The following is a 20,244-nucleotide window of genomic DNA, read 5'->3' on the forward strand; positions in this document are numbered from 1 at the left end:
TCTTATCGATGGGTATACTGCTGCTCGTAGTAGCTCTGGTAGTTGCCCGAGGTCACGTTCTCGAGCCACTCCGGGTTCTGCAGGTACCAGTCAATTGTCTTGCTCAGGCCCTCCTCAAAGGTCACAGACGGCTCCCAGCCCAGCTCATCCATCAGCTTAGAGGAGTCGATGGCGTAGCGCAGGTCGTGGCCGGCGCGGTCCTTCACGAAGGTGATCAGCTTCCTGGAGTGGCCCTTCTCGCGGCCCAGCTTCTCGTCCATTTGGTCGCAGAGCAGGTGGATCAGGTCCAGGTTCTTCCACTCGTTCACCCCGCCGATGTTGTAGGTGTCGCCCACCCTGCCCTCATGGAAGATCACGTCGATGGCGCGGGCGTGGTCGAGCACGTAGAGCCAGTCGCGCACGTTCTCGCCCTTGCCGTACACCGGCACCGGACGCTCGCTTTTGATGTTGTGGATGGCCAGCGGGATGAGCTTCTCGGGGAAGTGGTTCGGGCCATAGTTGTTGGAGCAGTTCGATATCTTCACCGGCAGCCCATAGGTATGAAACCAGGCGCGCACGAAATGGTCGGAAGAGGCCTTGGAGGCCGAGTACGGGGAGCGCGGGTCGTAGGCCGTCTCCTCGGTGAACAGGCCGTCCTCGCCCAGCGAGCCGTACACCTCGTCGGTGGAGATGTGGTAGAACAGGTGCCGCTGTAGGTCATCCGCCCAGTGCTTTCGGGCTGTGTTCAGCAGGTTCACCGTGCCGATCACGTTCGTCTGCACGAAGGCCAGCGGGTCGGAGATGGAGCGGTCCACGTGCGACTCGGCCGCCAGGTGGATCACCGCATCGAACTTATAGGCAGAGAAGATCTCTTCCAGGAAGGCCGCATCCACGATGTCGCCCTTCAGGAAAGTATAGTTCTCCCGCTCCTCGATGTCGGAGAGGTTCTCGAGGTTGCCAGCGTAGGTCAGCTTGTCGAGATTAAAGATCTGGTAGTCGGGGTACTTGGTGACGAACAGGCGCACCACATGTGATCCGATAAAGCCAGCCCCTCCTGTAATTAATATTTTCATACTTATACTTTCGTTTTCTGAAGAGACAGCTGCCAGTCCCAGGCGCTTTTCATAGCTTCCTCCAGGGTACTGGTGGTTTTAAAGCCTAGTTCTTTGGTGGATTTGGTTACGTCAGCGTAGATCTTCGGCACATCGCCGGCGCGGCGCGGGCCTACCTTGTAGTTAAGCTTCTGTCCGGACGCCTTTTCGAACGCATGAATAGCCTCCAGCACGGTGTTGCCTGTGCCAGTGCCTACGTTAAAGAATTCTATACTTTCAGCCTTCCCTTGCAGCAGGCGCTCTACCGCCACCACGTGCGCCTTTGCCAGGTCCACCACATGGATGTAATCGCGCACACACGTGCCATCCGCCGTATCATAATCATCCCCAAAAACGGTAAGTTCTTTGCGAATACCCGCTGCAGTCTGTGTGATGAATGGCACCAGGTTATTCGGTACGCCAAGCGGCAACTCCCCAATTTTGGCAGAAGGATGCGCCCCGATCGGGTTAAAGTAGCGCAGTGCCGTGGCCCTGATATTGCTGTCGCCGCTGTTGGCCAGGTCCGTCAGGATCTCCTCGCATACTTTCTTGGTATTGCCATAAGGCGAGTTGGCCTTCTGCACCGGCGTCTGCTCGGTTACGGGCAGCTTGTCGGGAATGCCGTACACGGTGCACGAGGAGGAGAAAACCAGGTTGGGCACTTTAAACTCTTCCATCACCTGCAGCAGCGTTACCAGCGAACCCACATTGTTATGGTAATACTTCAACGGCTCATTTACAGACTCTCCCACTGCTTTATAGGCCGCAAAATGGATAACGCCCTGGATATTCTGCTCCAGTTCAAACACTTTGCGCAGGGCTTCTATATCTGTGCAGTCAATGCGGTGGCATGGGATGTGGCGGCCAAGTATGGCGGCAATGCCCTCCAATGCGCTCTCCTCGGAGTTCGAGAAATTGTCTATAATCACCGGTTCATAGCCAGCCTCCACCAGCTCCACCACCGTGTGAGAGCCGATGTAGCCAGCGCCGCCAGTTACCAGTATCTTTCCGTTTGCCAAAAGTCTATAGGTTTATAAGCTCTTATACTCGATTTCGCTGATCTTATTGCGGTAAATGCCTTTCAGGTCTATCAGGATAGGTGCACCGTTCATGATGGACTTAAAGTAAGCCTCATCCAGCTCCATGTAGGCTTTATGTGGCACGGCTACCACTGCGGCGTCATAGTCTTTGCCAGCCTCTTCCACCAGGCCAAAGCCATACTCGTGCTGTAGTTCCTCTGAGCTGGCATAAGGGTCCACCACCTCCACGTTCACGCCAAAGCTCTGCAGCTCACGGATCACGTCTACCACCTTCGAGTTGCGGATGTCCTCCACGTTCTCCTTAAACGTGGCACCCATTACCAACACCTTCGTCTGCGAGATGTTCTTGCCGCGCATGATCATCATCTTCACCAGTTTGTTGGCGATGTGCGCGCCCATGGTGTCGTTGGTGGTGCGGCCGCTCAGGATCACTTTGGCATCGTAGCCCAGCGCCTTTGCCTTGTAGGTCAGGTAATAAGGGTCCACGCCGATGCAGTGCCCGCCAACCAGGCCTGGAGAGAAGCGCAGGAAGTTCCATTTAGTACCCGCAGCCTCCAGCACCTCGTAAGTGTTGATGTTCATCCTGTCAAAGATGATGGACAATTCATTCATCAGGGCGATGTTGAGGTCGCGCTGTGTGTTCTCGATCACTTTGGCAGCCTCGGCTACTTTTATGGAAGAGGCGCGGTGCACGCCCGCATCAATCACCAACTCATACACTTTGGCGATCTCCTCTGCCGACTCCGCATCGCTTCCGGAAACCACTTTCACGATCTTGGCCAAGGTATGCTCCTTATCGCCCGGGTTGATACGCTCCGGAGAGTAACCCACTTTAAAGTCCTCGCCGAATTTCAGGCCCGACTCGCGCTCCAACACCGGCACGCAGTCTTCTTCGGTGCAGCCAGGGTATACTGTAGACTCAAACACCACGAAGTCGCCTTTCTTCAGCACTTTACCTACTGTGGTAGAGGCCGAAAGCAGGGGTTTCAGATCAGGCTGAGCATAGTTGTCAATCGGCGTCGGTACGGCCACGATGAAGAACTTCGCCTCACGCAGCACGTCCAGGCTGTCTGTGAACTCGATGTCGGCTCCCTCAAACTCGCTGCTTTCCAGCTCACCGCTCGGGTCTATGTGGTTACGCATCATCTCCACGCGCTTCGAGTTGATATCGAACCCGATCACCTTAATTTTTTTAGCGAAGGCCAGCGCGATAGGCAACCCTACATAGCCTAAGCCAATCACTGCAAGTTTGGCTTCTTTGTTTAGTATTTCCTGGTACACGTTATGTATAGTTTAAATGTGTTGCAAGTTCTATCATTTCGGCTGAGCAGCCAGTTTGTGAGCAAAACGGGCTTTTATACTTCTCCATTGCTTTGCAACCGCTTTTTTAAGCAGCCACCGGGCAGTAAACAGCCAATTTTACCACAAAAGTACAATTTTAACTATTACTTTGGATAATTCCGATTGATTTTTCCGCCGGAGCTACTTTACACCCCGCACCATACGGTCTTTGCCGAACAGGTCCTGCACCACCTGCGCCTCTTTGAAGCCAGCCTCCAGCAGCAGCGCCCGCACCTCCTGCCCGTAACGCTCGTTTATCTCAAAGTATAAGGCTCCGCCCTTTTTCAGCAGCTCCAGCGCCACCTCCGTTATCCTTCTATAGTATTTCAAAGGGTCCTGGTCGGGCACGAACAGCGCCAGGTGCGGCTCGTACTGCAGCACGTTCTCCCGCATCTGCAGCTTCTCCTGTTCCAGCACATACGGCGGATTGCTCGTGATGATATCAAGAGAAGCGGGTTTTATACTTGGCACCGGCTCAAAAATATCCGCCTGCAGCCACTCTACCGGCAGTTTATACTTTGCGGCATTGGTTCGTGCCACCTCCAGCGCTCCCTCCGACACCTCCAGACCGTATACTTTTGCGCCTGCCAGGTTCGATGCCAGCGCCACCGGAATGCATCCGCTCCCGGCGCAGATATCCAGCACCTGCAACCCCTGCTGCCCTTTGTGCTCCTGCAGCACCATCTCCACCAGTTCCTCGGTTTCGGGGCGCGGAATCAGCACCCGCTCATCCACCTGCAGCTCCAGGCCGTAAAAGTGCACCACGCCCAGCACATACTGCACCGGCTCCTGCTGCTGCAGCCTGGCCACTATCTGCTCTACCTGCGCCTCAAGCCCCGGCGCAACCTGCTCCTGCTGCGCCAGCGACAGCTGCATGCGGTTTTTCTGCAGCACATGCTCCAGCACCAGCTGGGCTATACTTCCTGCCTCTGGCTCGGGGTACGCCGCGTTTATACTTTCCCGGATGCGCTCCTGCAACTGCTTGATTGTAGCCACGTCTGTACTTTCTGTTGATTTAGGTATCTTTGCAAAAATAGAACTTTCTGGGTTAGAAATTTAAAAGGTTAAAAAGTTAGAAAGTGATGCTCTATTATTTACGGAGCGAGCACCATAGCTTGAAAAGCCTGAAATCTTTGCTCCGTTGGTGTTTTGCTACCATTTTTGAATGCCTTCTTGCTTTAACTTTTTAACCTTTTAAATTTCTACCCTTCTAACTCTCCATTATGTCCGACGAAAAGTACATGCGACGCGCCCTGGAGCTGGCCCAACTGGGCGGTGGCCATACTTCACCAAACCCCATGGTGGGCTGCGTGGTGGTGCACGAGGGGCAGATCATCGGCGAGGGCTGGCACCAGAAGTATGGCGGGCCACACGCGGAGGTAAACGCCATTGCCGCCGTGGAGGACAAGCGCCTGCTGCCCCGAAGCCGGGTGTACGTAACGCTGGAGCCCTGCTCGCACTATGGCAAAACGCCTCCATGCGCCGACCTGCTCATCAGCCACGGCGTAAAGGACGTAGTAATCTGCAACACTGACCCCAACCCGCTGGTGGCCGGGCGCGGCGTCCGAAAGCTGTTTGATACGGGCGCACAGGTGAAGGTGGGTGTGCTGGAGGACGAGGGCCTGGAGCTGAACAAGCGCTTCTTTACTTTTCATACACAGAAGCGGCCGTTTATACTTTTAAAGTGGGCTGAGACCGCAGATGGTTTTATAGCAGCGGCCAACTACCAGCAGGAGCAGATCAGTGGCAAGCTGGCGCAGCGGCTGGTGCACAAGTGGCGCTCCGAGGAACAAGCCATACTTGTGGGCAGCCGCACCGCCCTCTACGACAATCCCCGCCTGAACACGCGCCTGTGGCACGGCCCAAACCCACTGCGCCTGGTCATCGACAAGCAGCTGCTGTTGCCCGGGCATTTGCACCTGTTCGATGGCAGTCAGCCAACGGTGGTTTACACTTACAAGCAGCAGGAAAACCGCGATAATTTATACTTTGTGCAAATGCAGGAGGACCAACCCATACTTCCGCAGATCATGGAAGACCTGCACAGCCGCAATGTGCTGTCGGTGATGGTAGAGGGCGGCACGTTTCTGCTGGAGAGCCTGCTGCAGGCCAACCTTTGGGATGAGGCCCTCGTGTTCAAGAGCCTGCACAAAACCATTCCGGCAGGTATAAAAGCACCAGGTATGGCATTTGGCCAGCTGCAGCGCATCCAAACTTTAGGCCCGGATCAGCTGTTGCACTACCGGAACATGTAACAATTATCATTAATCATTTACCAATACATCAGCACATTTACTCATTCTGAAATCACACATTCAAAATTTATACATGGCCGAATCATTAATCATAGACACTGCTCTCAGCAAAGAGGAAAAATACAAAGCGCTGCTTCCGCAGATAGAAGCCCTGACTTCAGGCGAGACCGACCTGATTGCCAACATCTCGAACTTGGTGGCCGCACTGCGCCAGGGCATGGGCTTCTTTTGGGTAGGCGTATACTTTAACAAGGAAAATCAACTGGTGCTGGGTCCGTTCCAGGGGCCGATCGCCTGCACGCGCATCCCTTACCACAAGGGGGTTTGCGGCGCCTGCTACACACAGCAGAAAACTATTCTGGTGCCGGATGTCGAGGCTTTCCCGGGCCACATCGCCTGCAGCAGCGACTCTAAATCCGAAATCGTGTTGCCTGCCATGAAAGACGGCGAGGTAAAGCTGGTACTGGACGTGGACAGCGACAAGCTGAACGATTTCGACGAAGTGGACCAGCAATACCTGGAGCAGCTGATGAAACTGGTGGAGAGCTGGTATTAATTTCGTTATTGGTTATTCGTTGGATATGCCTGCCGCAAGTTTAGCGACGCGTACTTGCGCCAGGTCAAAATAGACGCAAAATTTTGCGTCTCTACGAATCCTGCTCATCCACTGATCCTGTAAAACCTGATTCAGACAAAAAAAGCCGCTGCAGTTTATACTTGCAGCGGCTTTTTGTTTTATACCTGGTTGATGAGGCTTACCCAAACAATGTCGGCGGCGGTGTCTTCAGCTGGGCGATAACCGTCTGGCCACCCTTGGTTTTCTGGCCGAGTTCGGCCTTTATCTCAGTATCAAGTGGCACGAAGATATCCACGCGGGAGCCGAATTTGATGAAGCCGAACTCCTCGCCCTGGCTCACCTCATCGCCCTCGCTCACATACCACACGATGCGGCGCGCCATGGCTCCGGCAATCTGGCGGAAGAGCACCTCCGGACCAGCCGTAGACTCCACCACCACCGTGGTGCGCTCGTTCTGCGTGCTCGACTTAGGGTGCCAGGCCACAAAATAATTGCCCGGGTGATATTTGAAATACTTTACGATACCGGATACCGGGTTACGCGTGATGTGCACGTTGATCGGCGACATGAAGATGGAGATCTGCTTGCGCTTGTCCTGGAAATACTCCGGCTCCTCCACCTCCTCAATCACCACCACTTTACCATCGGCCGGGGCTATGATCAGGTCTTCGTGCAGCAGCAGGGTGCGGTAAGGGCTGCGGAAAAACTGCAGGATCAGCAGGAAAAGAACGGCTGACACGCCGGAGAATATCCTGTTAAAGGTATCGTTCTCAGCGTTAAAATTGTAGAGCAACAGGTTCAGCGCTACAAGCGCCAGCAATGTAAAAAATAATATCTTCCGTCCTTCCTTGTGAATTTTCATCCGTTTTTATGTTTGCCGCAGGTACTTTAAACTCATAAAAGCCCATCCAGTTACGTGGATGGGCTAATACCTGCTTCAAAATTATATAATCTTTCGATTATTCTTCTAAAAAATATTTTAGAAGCCGCCGCGGTACTTATAAGTCATGGCAACTTTGTCGATTGCCACGATGTAAGCCGCGATACGCATTGGTACGTTATACTTTTGCGAAGCGGCGTAAACGCGCTCAAAGGCCTCGTTCATGATACGCTCGGCACGCTCGTTTACGCGGTCCAGCGTCCACTTAAAGCCCATGCGGTTTTGCACCCACTCAAAGTATGACACGGTTACACCGCCTGAATTAGCCAGAATATCCGGCACTACCATAATGCCTTTCTCGTTGATGATATTGTCGGCCTTGTAAGAAGTAGGGCCATTGGCACCCTCTACAATCAAGCGGGCCTGGATCTTATCCACGTTGTGAATCGTGATCACGTCTTCCACGGCAGCCGGCACCAACACGTCCACCTTAGAAGTCAGCAGGTCGTCCGGGTTCATCTGCTCTGCTCCTTTAAAACCTTCCAGGCGACCGTTGTGCGCGTTCTTGTACTCAATTGCCTCCTCGATGTCGATACCATTGTCGTTCCAGTAAGCACCGCTCACGTCGCTCACGCCAAGAATCTTCACGCCGCGCTCTGCCATCAGTTTGGCGGCCCAGGCGCCCACGTTGCCGAAGCCCTGTACCGCAGCTGTAGACTTGCTTGGGTCCATGCCCAGTTTATCCATAGCGGCCAGCGCCGACACCATTACACCACGGCCGGTAGCCTCTACGCGGCCCAGTGAGCCACCCAGCACCAGCGGCTTGCCGGTTACCACAGCGTGCTCCGTAGAGCCTTTTGTCTTAGAGTACTCGTCCATCAGCCAGGCCATTTCGCGAGGGCCCGTGCCCATGTCCGGGGCAGGAATATCGCGGTCCGGGCCGAAGATATCCAGCAGGGCCGAAGTATAGGCTCTTGTCAGACGCTCTATTTCACCGGCAGACATAGAATACGGGTCGCAGATGATACCACCCTTGGCACCACCGTACGGGATATCCACCACGGCGCACTTCCAGGTCATCCAGGCGGCCAGCGCCTTCACCTCGTCCAGGAACACATCCGGCGCATAGCGCACACCGCCCTTAGACGGGCCCAGGATGGTGGAGTGAATTACGCGGTATCCTTCAAACACACGCACCTTGCCATCGTCCATCGTAACAGGCACATTCACGATTACCTGACGCGTCGGAGACTTCAGCACGTTGTATACTTCCTCATCCAACCCCAGCACCTCAGCCGCTATATTAAAACGCGACATCATCGACTCAAAGGGATTTTCTTTATCCTTGATCGGAGCTGGCTCTTTGTATAACATCATCTACTCTTAATTTTATTAGTGAGTACTTAATCAGTTAATTTAATTCCGGGGTAAAGTTGAGAATTATACACACAACCTCCTAAAGGCGGGCTACAAAATTTTTTAGAAGATTTTAAGGAAGGCCACGATAAACGGAATCACCATCAGCAGGCTGTCGAACCGGTCGAGCAGCCCCCCATGGCCAGGCAGCAGAGTACCAGAGTCTTTCACACCCAAACTGCGCTTCAGCATCGACTCTGAGAGATCGCCCAGCACCCCGAAAATGGCCACAATCACAGCTACCCCTACCCATTGGTATACCTCCAGATCGGCGAAAAGATACGACAGGCCGTAGCCTACCAGCACCGTAAGCAGCGCACCGCCTGCCCACCCCTCCCAGGTCTTGCCCGGCGAGATGCGCTCGAACAGCTTATGTTTCCCGAAGCTCTTGCCAAAGATGTAGGCGCCCGTGTCGGCGGCCCAGATGAGCAGCATCAGCCCAAGTATGGGTTGCCAGCTATAGCCATCATTCAGGAAGCCCAGCAGGTGCAGCAGCCCGAAGGGGCCAGCCACGTAGGCCACGCCCGTAAGCGTAAAGGCAATATTGGTGAAAGGCTGCGGCTTTTTGCGGTACATTTCGGCGATAAACACCAGAAACAGCAGCGGCAGCGAGAGGTAAAGCAGTTCGGCAGGTACCAACTCTTTCTGCACCAGGAACATGGAGGCAAAAAACACACTGCTAAGCAGAAGCCCCAGTGGCCGGTTAGGCCGTATGCCCTGTACGCCTACCAACGTATAAAACTCGGAGACACCCAGCAGGGTGAGCCCCAGGAACAGCAGAAAATAGGTCCACTCGCTGAACCAGATGCCGCCTATAAACACTGCTGCGCCCAGCACCCCTACTATGATCCGTTGATTTAAATTACTGAGGGTTGATAGCTTGTTACTCATGTACAGGAGTTGTGTCGGCAGGGCGACAAGTGTAAGGGTTAGGGTTTGGTTTCTTTATTCTAGGTCTTCTGACACGCCGGCCTCCGCCACACGTGGGTGACGCAAAGGCAAACGGGCAAATGCCTGGTAAAGGAAATAGATAATGACCGCACTTACCAGCACCGATAGCGTGATACTGTACCACGGCATTGCCTCAGTACTCTCAATATCGGCGTCAATGGCGCGTGTCTGCTGCAAGTATAGCAGAAAAACGGTAAACCCGTTGTTCACGAAGTGCGCCACGATCGGCACAATAATACGGCCCGACCAAAAGTATAAATATCCGAACAACGCACCAAGTATGGCCCGTGGTAAAAACCCGAAGAACTGCACGTGTATCGCCGCGAAGATGATACCCGTTACCCAGATGGCCACGTGTATATTGCCGAACCACCGGAAGACCTGCCGCTGCATAATGCCCCGGAAAACCAGCTCCTCGCCCACGGCAGGTATAACGGCAAAAATCACCAGGCCTATCAGCAGCTCGGGCAAAGAGTTAAATTGGGCGATAAGTTTGGTGAGTTCGGCCAGCTGTTCCTCCTGCGCCCGCGCCCAGCGCTCAAACCCATCCATAAAATCCGGAAAATTCAGGTTAGCATTCCAGTTGATGATGACCGAGTTGGCCGGCATAATGGCAATGATCAGCAGGCCGGTGAGCAGCACCAGCAGCCACGGCGAGGGCACTTTCGGGTTCAGATAGTCATCCAGCTTAAGGTGGAGCGAGAGCAGCAGGAACAGCGGCGCCACGATAAAAGCGAAGAACTGCAGCACCCCCTGCAGCAGCAGCATCACGCCTGCCCCCTGCGGGTGCTCGGCGGGAGCGGAGGCCACGCCCGCCAACTCAATAAAGCTTATCCCAAAGATCAGGTTTGCCAGAATGCTCACCACAAACATAGCTACAAAGTAGCCGCCGGCCATGTAAACTAACAGCAGTAACAATACCCAACTTGGGTGAAGATCTTTCGAGATGAAACCTTTCATAGGGAGAATTAGGTTTAATTGGCGTAAATTTACGCGAATAATTAAATTTTGCTTTGGTAAAGATTGCTAACATAGAGTTAGGGGAGTTTCCGTTGCTGCTGGCACCGATGGAGGACGTGAGTGATCCGCCCTTCCGCAAAGTATGCAAGGCCAACGGTGCCGACCTCATGTACACAGAGTTTATCTCCTCTGAGGGTTTGATACGTGATGCCGCCAAAAGTGTGCAAAAACTCGACATTTTCGACTACGAGCGCCCTATCGGCATCCAGATTTTCGGTTCAGACATTGAGTCCATGCGCGAGGCGGCGATCGTGTCGGCACAGGCCGGGCCGGACCTGATCGACATCAACTATGGCTGCCCTGTAAAAAACGTGGCCTGCAAGGGAGCGGGTGCGGCTTTGCTGCGCGACATCCCGAAGATGGTGAAAATGACCGAGGAGATCGTGAAGGCGACTAACCTACCGGTTACCGTAAAGACGCGCCTGGGCTGGGACGAGGACACCAAGTATATAGTAGAGACGGCGGAGCGCCTGCAGGACATCGGCATAAAAGCGCTAAGTATACATGGCCGCACACGCGTGCAGATGTACAAGGGCGAGGCCGACTGGAGCCTGATTGCAGAGGTGAAGAACAACCCGCGTATGCACATCCCGATCTTCGGCAACGGCGATATCGACTCGCCGCAAAAAGCTGTGGAGTACCGCAACAAGTATGGCGTGGACGGCATTATGATCGGCCGCGCCAGCATAGGCTACCCGTGGATCTTCAACGAGATCAAGCATTATATGGCAACCGGCGAGATCTTGCCGGGACCAACCTTGGAGGAGCGCGTGGAGGTTTGCCGCCAGCACTTTACGCACTCGCTGGAGTGGAAAGGCGACAAACTGGGTATTTTTGAGATGCGCCGCCACTACACCAACTATTTCCGCGGGTTGCCGCACTTCAAGCCGCTGCGCATGAAACTGGTGCAGTCTGAAGACATACAGGAGATCTACGACACGCTGGATGAGATTGCCCAGACCATGAGCTATGCGGAGGTAGAAAGGTAGACTGCCGCCTCCGTTATACTTTTTCAATCCCCTGCCGCATTCGGCCGGGGATTATTCTTTTGGGCAACAAGTATAAATCCGCAAGAATCGGGTTGAAAGTGTAAAGCCGTTTAGCTATTTGCCTTTGTTAAACCACTGTTCCTGACAGATTATAAATAGACCTTACGGCAGGCAAACAAATCTGCCGCCCCGATGCTTATTTTTGTGGCAACACCATACTTTGTAACCTTTTAACACTCCAGACTATCAAAACTGCTACTAAACCCGCCGCACAAGACACTTCGACGCCAGCCCTGGCCTGGCTCCTGGTGGTTATACTTGCCCTGATCTGGGGCACCTCGTTTATACTTATCAAGAAGGGGCTGGTGGTTTACTCCTCGGATGAACTGGGCGCCCTGCGCATGGTGATCGCCTGCGCCGCGCTTTTGCCGTTTGCCATAAAGCACATGCGCAAAGTGGAGCCAGGCAGCTGGAAGTTTTTACTGGGCAGCGGTCTTTTGGGCAACTTCTTCCCAGCCTTCCTGTTTGCCTACGCCGAAACGCGCCTGGCCAGCGGACTGGCCGGTGTACTCAACTCCCTCACGGCGCTGTTCACGCTACTGGTGGGCGCCATCTTCTTCAGCCAGTCCATCACCTGGATGCGCATGCTCGGTATTATTATCGGCATAGTGGGCACGGCTGTGCTCATTTTCTCCGGTAACGGCAGCGCAGACCTGGATAACAAATACTATGGCCTGTACATTGTGTTGGCCACAATCTTCTACGGCGGCAGCGTAAACATTATCAAGCACCGGCTGCATGGCATTAAACCCATCGCTATCTCCAGCCTGGCGCTGCTAACGGTAGGGCCAGTATCGTTGGTGTACCTGCTAAGCACCGACTTTTTCTACAAGCTGCAGCATGTGCCGGGAGCCTGGGAGGCGCTCATGTACATCGCCATACTTGCCGTGTTCAGCACCGCCATCGCGCTTATACTTTTCAACAAGCTCATCCACATATCCACCACCCTCTTCGCCAGCTCCACCACCTACCTGATTCCGATCGTGGCGCTGATGTGGGGCGTGCTGGACGGCGAAACCATCGAGCTGTGGCATTATATGGGCATGGTGGTGATCCTGGCAGGAGTGTTTATCGTGAACAGGGCAAAGTAACTACGTGTTGCACAGGCAAAAACAATCATCCGGATTTCCCTTCAAGTATAACCAGCCCACTTTATACTTCTCTTTTGCCGCTGCTGCACTTTTGCTGGCCTGCACAGTGTAGGCGCTACCGTGCGGTACAAACATTTCTGAGTTTCCTAATTCTTTTCTATCTTAGGGAGTTTACAAACCCGTCAACATTCTGAATGAAGCTTTACAAGCCCCTCCTGAGCCTCCTGTTGCTCCTGCTGCTATCGGTGCAAGCCATGGCGCAAGACCTGGTTTCCAAAGAAGACATTGAAGAACTACAGCTACAGGCTATAAACGACACAGCCTTTACCCTGCGCACCGTTACAGAAACGGGCAACCTGATGAAGTATAGCGGCGTGCTGCCGTTGCGCATTAACGGGGAGCTGCAGGAGTCCGAGTTTACCGACGGCGAAACCACCTTCTCTCTTCCCGAAAGTGCCGACCTTGTACAGGTTAGCGCCAACATGGGCACCCATACCCTGGCCCGCCTCTACCGCATGGATGTGGAGGAGGAGCGCGGTGTGCGCGAGTTCCCGATGTGGCTGTCCATACTGCCGCCGCTTATCGCTATTGTGCTGGCGCTTATCTTCCGGGAGGTGCTGCTGGCGCTTTTCGCCGGCATCTGGATAGGTGGCTTCGTGATTTACGGGCTCTCCTTTAAATCTATTTTCACGGGCTTGCTGGCCGTAGGCGACACGTACCTCATGGAGGCCCTCACCGACGGCGACCACGTTTCGGTAATTATTTTCTCGATGTTGATCGGGGGCATGGTGGCCATTATTTCCAAGAACGGCGGCATGGCCGGCGTGGTGAACCTGCTTTCGCGTTATGCCAAATCGGCTAAAAGCTCGCAAGTGGTAACCTGGGTTCTGGGCGTGGCTATTTTCTTTGATGATTACGCCAATACCCTGATCGTGGGCAACACCATGCGCCCCGTAACCGATGGCCACCGCGTGTCCCGAGAGAAACTGGCTTACATAGTAGACAGTACCGCCGCCCCTGTGGCCGCCATCGCCTTCGTAACCACCTGGATTGGGGCTGAGCTGGGCTACATTAAAGACGCAGCCGCCAGCTTGGGTATTGAGGAAGGCGCATACTCTATGTTCTTCCACTCGCTGGAGTATGCTTATTACCCGGTGCTCACGCTGGTGTTTATGCTGATGCTGATCCTGATGAACCGCGATTTCGGTTCCATGCATAAGGCCGAGGTAAGAGCCCGCACCACTGGCGAGGTATCCGCAGTTCGCACCGACCGCGCCGGGCAGGAGAAGCAGCAACAGGAAATGGCCGAGTTTGAGCCGATCGACGAGACCCGCACCCGCGCCATTAACGCGCTGCTGCCCGTGCTCACCGTGATCGGGGGTACCATGATTGGCCTGCTCTACACGGGTTACAGCCCGGAAGTATGGGACGATGCCGGCATCGGCTTCCTGCGCAAGCTCTCCATCACCATCGGCGACTCTAACTCGTACACTGCCCTAATATGGGCCTCTTTGAGTGGCGTGATCGTGGCCATTGCCCTAACGGCAAGCCAGCGCATCATGAGCCTTACCGAAACGATGGAGTCTTTGGTGGTTGGGTTCAAAACCATGCTGCCGGCCATACTTATACTGGTACTGGCCTGGTCTCTGGCGGCAGTAACGCAGGAGCTGTACACGGCGGAGTATTTAACCTCGCTGTTCTCAGGCAACATATCCCCGCACTTCCTGCCGGAGATCACCTTCTTCCTGGCGGCTGTTATTGCCTTCTCGACAGGCTCCAGTTGGGGCACCATGGCCATACTTTACCCACTCATGATGCCGGCGGCCTGGTACGTGTGCCAGCAGCAGGGCTTAAGTATGGAGGAGACGATGCCGATCATTTACAATGTGATATCGGTGGTGCTGGCAGGCTCCGTTTTCGGCGATCACTGCTCCCCTATCTCCGATACCACCATCCTGAGCTCGCTGGCCTCCGGCTGCAACCACATTGACCACGTGAAGACACAGCTGCCTTACGCCCTCACGGTGGCCCTGGTAGCCAATATTGTCTGCACCAACCTCTCCTCCTTTGGGGTGCACTGGCTGCTGGTTTACGCCATTGGCGCCGCCATACTTTGGGGACTGATAAAACTCCTGGGCAAGAAAAACGAAGTAGAGGTTGTACCTGCCGCAGAGGTGGCCTAAAGTAAAAGTATAAAAATAGCGCGGCTGCCCTGGTTCGGGGCAGCCGCGCTATTTTTATACTTGTCTGTGGCCTCACTCATCCAGGCTCAGCTCATAAAAGTCGTGCACGATGGCGCGGGCTCCATAGCTCTCCTTGTTCCGCACCAGCCCCTCGTTCAGGTACTGCCCCTGCTGCTCCGTAGAAATCCCGAAGCTGAAATATGATTTCCCATGGTATACCTCTGTCAGAAGCCAGTCCAGCAGCACATCCAGCGCATGTGCTTCTCTGCCTTTGTCGGAAGTGGCAATGTACTGCGAGTGCGCCACAGCAGCCGTTTCGTAAACTAACACCCCGGCCAACAGCTCGCCGGCATCCGTAGCAGTGTAAAGCTTGATGTTATCTGGAAAGCGACTGGCTAGCAGCTGCATCTCTTCAGCCGTGTGCACGGGAGCCGTGTTATACTTCTCCTTTAGCAACTTCGCCTCCAGGTCAAGAAAGCTTTTGTAATCCCCTGACAGCCCCACCTGCAGATTCATCCGTTTCCCCTGCGACAGGCGCCACCTCCTGTCTTTGCTATACTTGGCAGCTCCTCCTATGGCGATCACAGAACTGGCATCCCGCCGGAAAAGTATGGCTCCGTGTCGGAACAGCGCGTAAAGGTCTTCCTCGGCAGGCAGCTGATGGTAGATATGCGGGATCGCTTTATAAAGTATACTTTGGAAGCTTCCTGCCTGAAAGTATGATTTCATGGCCTGCACCACCTCCAGCATCAGCGCGGCTTTCATACCTTTGTCTGTGATGAAGCCGCCGTAGCTCAGGCCACCGTGACTCTCTACTCGCTGCCCCGCCTCGTTCGCCGGCAGCAGCGCCACTAACCTGCCCTTGTGGTAAAACAACAGCGAGTGATCCGTGAACCTGTCGGCGTGGTACTCCATGTAATCACGCAGCAGCAGAAACGTGCCGTTCTTCGACGCCCGCACAAACGCATCCCATTCAGGTTTATACTTTGCGCTATACTTTACTACCTCCACAGACCGGTGATTAAGGGGATTTTTCTGATTTATTATAACTTCTGCCTGAATAGTGATTCTTATAACAAGTACGATCGTTTATAACTGCAGATCCTGATCGATTAACGATTCAGCACAATTCTAAAAGTGGTGCCCTTGCCCACCTCCGACCACTTCACATACAGCCGGCCGTCGTGATAGTTATCGATGATGCGCTTGGCAAGTGCCAGGCCTAAGCCCCAGCCACGCCTTTTGGTGGTAAAACCGGGCAGGAATACCGAGTCAACCTTACTTTTAGGGATACCTTTACCCGTATCGGTAATATCCACCGCGATGCTGCTCTTGCCCAGCAACACCAGCTGTATGTTTATACTTCCGCGGCCCTCCATGGCATCCACGGCATTTTTGCAGATGTTCTCGATCACCCAATCGTAGAGCGACACGTTGACCTTAGCTGTAATGTCGGGCGCAAAAGCAGTCTCTACCGAGAAGGCCACCTTGCGCGAGATACGGTTCTGCAAGTAGTTAATGGCATTCTCCGTCACCTGCAGGATGTTCTCGTCACGCAGCGCAGGCACCGAGCCGATGTTGGAGAAACGCTCCGTGATGATCTCCAGGCGCCGTACATCCTTGCCCAGTTCCTCCAGTATCGGCTCGTTCTCGAACTTCGGGTTGGCCTTGATGTACTCATACCAAGCCATCAGCGACGACAGGGGCGTGCCCAGTTGGTGCGCCGTTTCCTTGGCCAAACCCACCCATACCCTGTTCTGCTCGGCACGACGCGAGTAACTGAAGACAAAGTATGCCACCAGCGCAAAGCAGGAAATAACGATCAGCTGCACATAAGGGTAATAGCGCAGCTGCGAGAGCAGCTCAGAGTCCTTGTAAAACACGTAGTTGACAGAGCCCTCCGCCCAGGGCACCACGATCGGCTCGTGCTGCTCCTTCATCTTCTCAATCTCGCCCTGCAGGTATTCGTTTATTTTATCAGGCTTATCCGAAATGTTTTCCGGGATATTTATGTTCTTAGAATCGAGAATATTCTCGTTTTCATCTGTCAGGATAACGGGGACGGTAGTGTTGGATGACAGAATCTCCTCCTCGATGAACACGATATTGTCGTCGCTGGGGGCGTTGATCATGTAACGCAGGCCCTTGGCGTAAAGCTGCACCAACTCCTGCTCCCGCTCCGATAACTTGCTCACAAGTATATTGGTATAGGTAATGGTGGCGGCACCGATGATAAGGGCAATGATAACAACAACAAGCTTTATCCTGTTCTTCTGGGAGTAGATGGGAATCATGCAGTAAACACGTAATTTATTTGAAATTAGTATAAATTAAACATAGAGGGCAAGTAAGTTTCATTTTAAAAATTAGAACTATACCTTTGCACTTTAGTAGAACCCACGTTATTATGCTTCAGAACTTTAAAGCAATCAGCCTGTCGTATAAGAAAGCGCCGCTGGATATCAGGGAGCTGATTGCCTTAGATGAATCCTCGTGCAGACTTTTCTTACAGACCCTCAAGGGCTTTATACAGGCTTCTGATATACTCGTTTTATCAACCTGCAACCGCACCGAAGTATACTACAACTCCGATAACGACTACAGCAAAGAGATTGTAAAGCTGCTTGGCATTACCAAGGGCATCGAGAACATCTCCCAGTATCTTGACTATTTCACCATCCTGAACGAGCATGACGACGCGGTACAGCACCTGTTCAATGTATCGATGGGACTCGAGTCGCAGGTGGTGGGCGATATGCAGATCTCGAACCAGGTGAAGACGGCTTACCAGTGGAGCGCCGACAACGAAACCGCCGGCCCTTTTCTGCACCGCCTGATGCACACCATCTTCTTCACCAACAAGCGTGTGGTGCAGGAGACCTCTTTCAGAGACGGGGCTGCCTCCACCTCGTATGCCGCCATCGAGCTGATTGAGGAACTGACCGCCGACATCACGAACCCAAGTATACTGGTGGTTGGTTTGGGGGAGATCGGGGCCGATGTGTGCCGCAACCTGAAAGACCTGGGCTTTAAGAACGTAAAGATCACCAACCGCACGAAGGCCAAAGCCCTGTCGCTTGCCGAGGAGTGCCAGATGGAGATACTGCCGTTCGAGGAGATTGTACAGGGCATGAAGGAGGCGGATGTGATCATCTCTTCCGTAGCCCGCGAAACGCCTTTCTTCACCAAAGAAATGGTAAAGCGCCTGGATGTGCTAACGTTTAAGTTCTTTATTGACCTTGCTGTGCCGCGCAGCGTGGAGCCGGAGGTAGAAAGTATACCCGGAGTCTTGCTCTATAACATCGATACCATCCAGAATAAGGCTTCTGAGGCCTTACAGCGCCGCATTAACTCAGTGCCGAAGGTGAAGGAGATCATTGCTGAGTCTATGGAGCAGTTCAACGACTGGTCCAAAGAGATGATGGTGTCGCCGACGATACAGCGCCTGAAGGGTGCGCTGGAGACTATACGCCAGGAGGAGATGGCCCGCTATGTGAAGAAGCTGGGTCCGAAAGAGACAAAATTAGTGGATAGCATCACCAAGTCTATGATGCAGAAAATCATAAAGCTGCCGGTGCTGCAACTGAAGGCGGCCTGCAAGCGTGGCGAGGCAGAGACCCTCATCGACCTGCTCAACGACCTCTTCAACCTCGAAAATCAGCCCGCAGAAGCAGATCAGAAATTCGAGTAAACAGCCTCTTTTTTTTAGTAAAAAAACAACTGAGGCCTCCGCAAATCTCTGCTTAAGAGATGCACGGGGGCCTCAGTTGTTTCTTCCACTGGCCAAGAATAACCGCACCATGGTGCAGGCTTATGCTTATATATCAATGCAGCATTCTTCCAGACAATCAATCACGTCGATCAATTTCGGGATGGCCAGTGAGTAGTAAATCTTGGTTCCCACTTTGAAAGACGAGAGCACGCCCTTGTCTTTTAGTGTAATGAGGTGCTGCGATGCAATAGCCTGGGGAAGGTCTAACTGTTTATAAATCTCTGTAACAGTCATTTTATCCTCTTTTCCGAGCAAATCCACAATCGCCAGTCTTTTGGGGTGTGCCAGTACTTTCAGCATGGCTGCCGCCTTATCTATCTTCTTCGATTCAACTCTTGACAACAAACTTTTCATAATTAAAATTATACCTAACAGTTTCTACAATTCATTTTTCAATCCTATTCATAATAAGATATATACGGAGCCTGCACTATTTGGCTGAAAATCATTGGCGTGCTTTTATTATTTTTGGCCAATGGATACTTCTTATCATGTAATCGGGCTAATGTCAGGGACGTCGCTCGATGGCCTCGACATTGCCTACTGTAGATTTACGTACAAATCTCAAAATTGGATATATGAGATACTAAATACTACTACATTACCATATACCGATGAACTAATTGACTCCCTCCGTGGTGCCGAGACGGCAACCGCCCTGGAACTGGTGGAGCTGGACCACGCCTTTGGCAGGTTTATGGGCCAACAGGTTCATGAGTTTGTACAACAACACGAAATACACCCTGATTTTGTTGCCTCGCATGGCCACACCATTTTTCACCAGCCCGGCAAGCACATCTCGCTGCAGCTCGGGCACGGGGCCTACCTGGCCGCCCATGCACAGCTGCCGGTGGTCTGCGACTTCCGCACCCTCGACATCGCTTTGGGCGGGCAGGGCGCACCGCTGGTGCCCATCGGCGATGAGCTGCTGTTCGGCAACTATGACTACTGTGTAAACCTGGGTGGCATAGCCAATGTTTCGTACGCGCAGCGCAACACGCGGCGGGCTTTTGATACCAGCGCCTGCAACATGCTGCTGAACACGCTGGCTAACAGCTTAGGCATGCCCTATGATAATAACGGTGACCTGGCCCGCTCAGGTTCCCTGCAACACAATCTGTTAGAAGCACTTAACTCCCCATCCCACTTCTCCACACCTCCTCCCAAATCGCTGGGTAAGGAGTGGGTGCTACAGTATAGCCTCAAAAGTATAGAAGAGAGCCAAGCCTCCGTAGCCGATAAACTCCACACCGTTTGCCACCACATTGCCCAGCAACTGCGCCAGGCGCTGCCGCTGCTGCACGAGGGGCGGCACCGTGTACTACTAACGGGCGGCGGGGCGTTTAACGCATACTTGGTGGAGCAAATAAAACAGCAGCTGGGTGCGCAGTACGAGGTGGAGGTGCCTGCGCCGGAGGTGGTATCGTTTAAGGAAGCGCTAATATTCGCCTTTTTGGGCGTGCTGCGCTGGCGCGGCGAACACAACTGCCTTAGCAGCGTAACCGGGGCCAGCCGCAACAATACAGGCGGGGCCATCTACCTCTGCTAAGCCCGAGCTAAATTTTGTACCTTTGCGCAACCCTTAAACCACAACAGATA

The 20,244-nt window shown here is 53.5% G+C and carries 18 protein-coding genes; 7 read left to right on the forward strand and 11 right to left on the reverse strand.

The annotated features are described in order from the left end of the window. Window positions 1-2 precede the first annotated feature (2 nt). The 4 genes from rfbB to prmC form a co-directional block, all read right to left on the reverse strand. Window positions 3-1,052: a dTDP-glucose 4,6-dehydratase gene (gene rfbB, locus OO017_RS10830; RefSeq protein ID WP_266052510.1), complete on the reverse strand. Its 1,050-nt coding sequence runs from the start codon at window positions 1,050-1,052 to the stop codon at window positions 3-5. Between the two features lie 2 nt (window positions 1,053-1,054). Next, a complete protein-coding gene (galE, locus tag OO017_RS10835; RefSeq protein WP_266052511.1) occupies window positions 1,055-2,089 on the reverse strand; it encodes a UDP-glucose 4-epimerase GalE in 1,035 nt (344 codons plus the stop codon). 12 nt (window positions 2,090-2,101) lie between these two features. Further along, window positions 2,102-3,391, reverse strand: coding sequence for a nucleotide sugar dehydrogenase (locus tag OO017_RS10840; protein ID WP_266052512.1), 1,290 nt, complete (start codon window positions 3,389-3,391; stop codon window positions 2,102-2,104). Window positions 3,392-3,592: 201 nt separating this feature from the next. Next, window positions 3,593-4,447, reverse strand: a complete 855-nt coding sequence (gene prmC, locus OO017_RS10845) for a peptide chain release factor N(5)-glutamine methyltransferase (protein ID WP_266052513.1) — start codon at window positions 4,445-4,447, stop codon at window positions 3,593-3,595. A gap of 227 nt (window positions 4,448-4,674) precedes the next feature. On the opposite strand from prmC, the gene ribD reads away from it, so the two are divergent. Both ribD and OO017_RS10855 read left to right on the forward strand, forming a co-directional pair. Continuing rightward, on the forward strand, window positions 4,675-5,706 hold the full coding sequence (ribD, locus tag OO017_RS10850; RefSeq protein WP_266052514.1) for a bifunctional diaminohydroxyphosphoribosylaminopyrimidine deaminase/5-amino-6-(5-phosphoribosylamino)uracil reductase RibD: 1,032 nt from the start codon (window positions 4,675-4,677) through the stop codon (window positions 5,704-5,706). Window positions 5,707-5,779: 73 nt separating this feature from the next. Continuing rightward, entirely contained in the window at window positions 5,780-6,262 is a 483-nt protein-coding gene (locus OO017_RS10855) for a free L-methionine (R)-S-oxide reductase MsrC (RefSeq protein ID WP_266052515.1), read from the forward strand. Between the two features lie 199 nt (window positions 6,263-6,461). Here the strand turns inward: OO017_RS10855 and OO017_RS10860 are convergent, their stop codons facing one another. The 4 genes from OO017_RS10860 to OO017_RS10875 all read right to left on the reverse strand — a co-directional run bounded on the left by OO017_RS10860 (window position 6,462) and on the right by OO017_RS10875 (window position 10,490). Then, window positions 6,462-7,145: a phosphatidylserine decarboxylase family protein gene (locus OO017_RS10860; protein ID WP_266052516.1), complete on the reverse strand. Its 684-nt coding sequence runs from the start codon at window positions 7,143-7,145 to the stop codon at window positions 6,462-6,464. A gap of 117 nt (window positions 7,146-7,262) precedes the next feature. Further along, window positions 7,263-8,537 (reverse strand): Glu/Leu/Phe/Val family dehydrogenase, encoded by a 1,275-nt coding sequence (locus OO017_RS10865; RefSeq protein ID WP_266052778.1) that lies wholly within the window; start codon window positions 8,535-8,537, stop codon window positions 7,263-7,265. Window positions 8,538-8,642: 105 nt separating this feature from the next. Beyond that, on the reverse strand, window positions 8,643-9,470 hold the full coding sequence (locus OO017_RS10870) for a phosphatidate cytidylyltransferase (RefSeq protein WP_266052517.1): 828 nt from the start codon (window positions 9,468-9,470) through the stop codon (window positions 8,643-8,645). Window positions 9,471-9,524: 54 nt separating this feature from the next. Beyond that, complete coding sequence (locus OO017_RS10875) at window positions 9,525-10,490, reverse strand: CPBP family intramembrane glutamic endopeptidase (protein ID WP_266052518.1); 966 nt, start codon at window positions 10,488-10,490, stop codon at window positions 9,525-9,527. Between the two features lie 53 nt (window positions 10,491-10,543). Between OO017_RS10875 and dusB the strand changes: the two genes are divergently transcribed. From dusB to OO017_RS10890, 3 genes are all read left to right on the forward strand, one after another. After that, window positions 10,544-11,539: a tRNA dihydrouridine synthase DusB gene (gene dusB, locus OO017_RS10880; RefSeq protein WP_266052519.1), complete on the forward strand. Its 996-nt coding sequence runs from the start codon at window positions 10,544-10,546 to the stop codon at window positions 11,537-11,539. Between the two features lie 308 nt (window positions 11,540-11,847). Further along, entirely contained in the window at window positions 11,848-12,690 is an 843-nt protein-coding gene (locus OO017_RS10885) for a DMT family transporter (RefSeq protein WP_266052520.1), read from the forward strand. A gap of 194 nt (window positions 12,691-12,884) precedes the next feature. Further along, window positions 12,885-14,873 carry a Na+/H+ antiporter NhaC family protein gene (locus OO017_RS10890; protein ID WP_266052521.1) on the forward strand — a complete coding sequence of 663 codons (1,989 nt, stop codon included), beginning with the start codon at window positions 12,885-12,887 and terminating at the stop codon, window positions 14,871-14,873. 72 nt (window positions 14,874-14,945) lie between these two features. On the opposite strand, the gene OO017_RS20030 is transcribed toward OO017_RS10890, so the two are convergent. Together OO017_RS20030 and OO017_RS10900 are read right to left on the reverse strand one after the other, a co-directional pair. Then, window positions 14,946-15,884 (reverse strand): GNAT family N-acetyltransferase, encoded by a 939-nt coding sequence (locus OO017_RS20030; protein WP_266052522.1) that lies wholly within the window; start codon window positions 15,882-15,884, stop codon window positions 14,946-14,948. 101 nt (window positions 15,885-15,985) lie between these two features. Continuing rightward, the gene (locus tag OO017_RS10900) at window positions 15,986-17,167 is read right to left on the reverse strand and encodes a sensor histidine kinase (RefSeq protein WP_266052523.1); all 1,182 of its coding nucleotides are present in this window, start codon (window positions 17,165-17,167) and stop codon (window positions 15,986-15,988) included. 113 nt (window positions 17,168-17,280) lie between these two features. Between OO017_RS10900 and hemA the strand changes: the two genes are divergently transcribed. Next, window positions 17,281-18,564: a glutamyl-tRNA reductase gene (hemA, locus tag OO017_RS10905; protein ID WP_266052524.1), complete on the forward strand. Its 1,284-nt coding sequence runs from the start codon at window positions 17,281-17,283 to the stop codon at window positions 18,562-18,564. A 126-nt stretch (window positions 18,565-18,690) separates the two neighbouring features. On the opposite strand, the gene OO017_RS10910 is transcribed toward hemA, so the two are convergent. Beyond that, entirely contained in the window at window positions 18,691-18,999 is a 309-nt protein-coding gene (locus OO017_RS10910; protein WP_025608763.1) for an ArsR/SmtB family transcription factor, read from the reverse strand. A gap of 121 nt (window positions 19,000-19,120) precedes the next feature. On the opposite strand from OO017_RS10910, the gene OO017_RS10915 reads away from it, so the two are divergent. Continuing rightward, the gene (locus OO017_RS10915; RefSeq protein ID WP_266052525.1) at window positions 19,121-20,194 is read left to right on the forward strand and encodes an anhydro-N-acetylmuramic acid kinase; all 1,074 of its coding nucleotides are present in this window, start codon (window positions 19,121-19,123) and stop codon (window positions 20,192-20,194) included. The last annotated feature ends 50 nt before the right edge of the window (window positions 20,195-20,244 follow it).

This window comes from Pontibacter anaerobius (genome assembly GCF_026241195.1).
In the GTDB taxonomy this organism is placed as follows: Bacteria; Bacteroidota; Bacteroidia; order Cytophagales; family Hymenobacteraceae; genus Pontibacter; species Pontibacter anaerobius.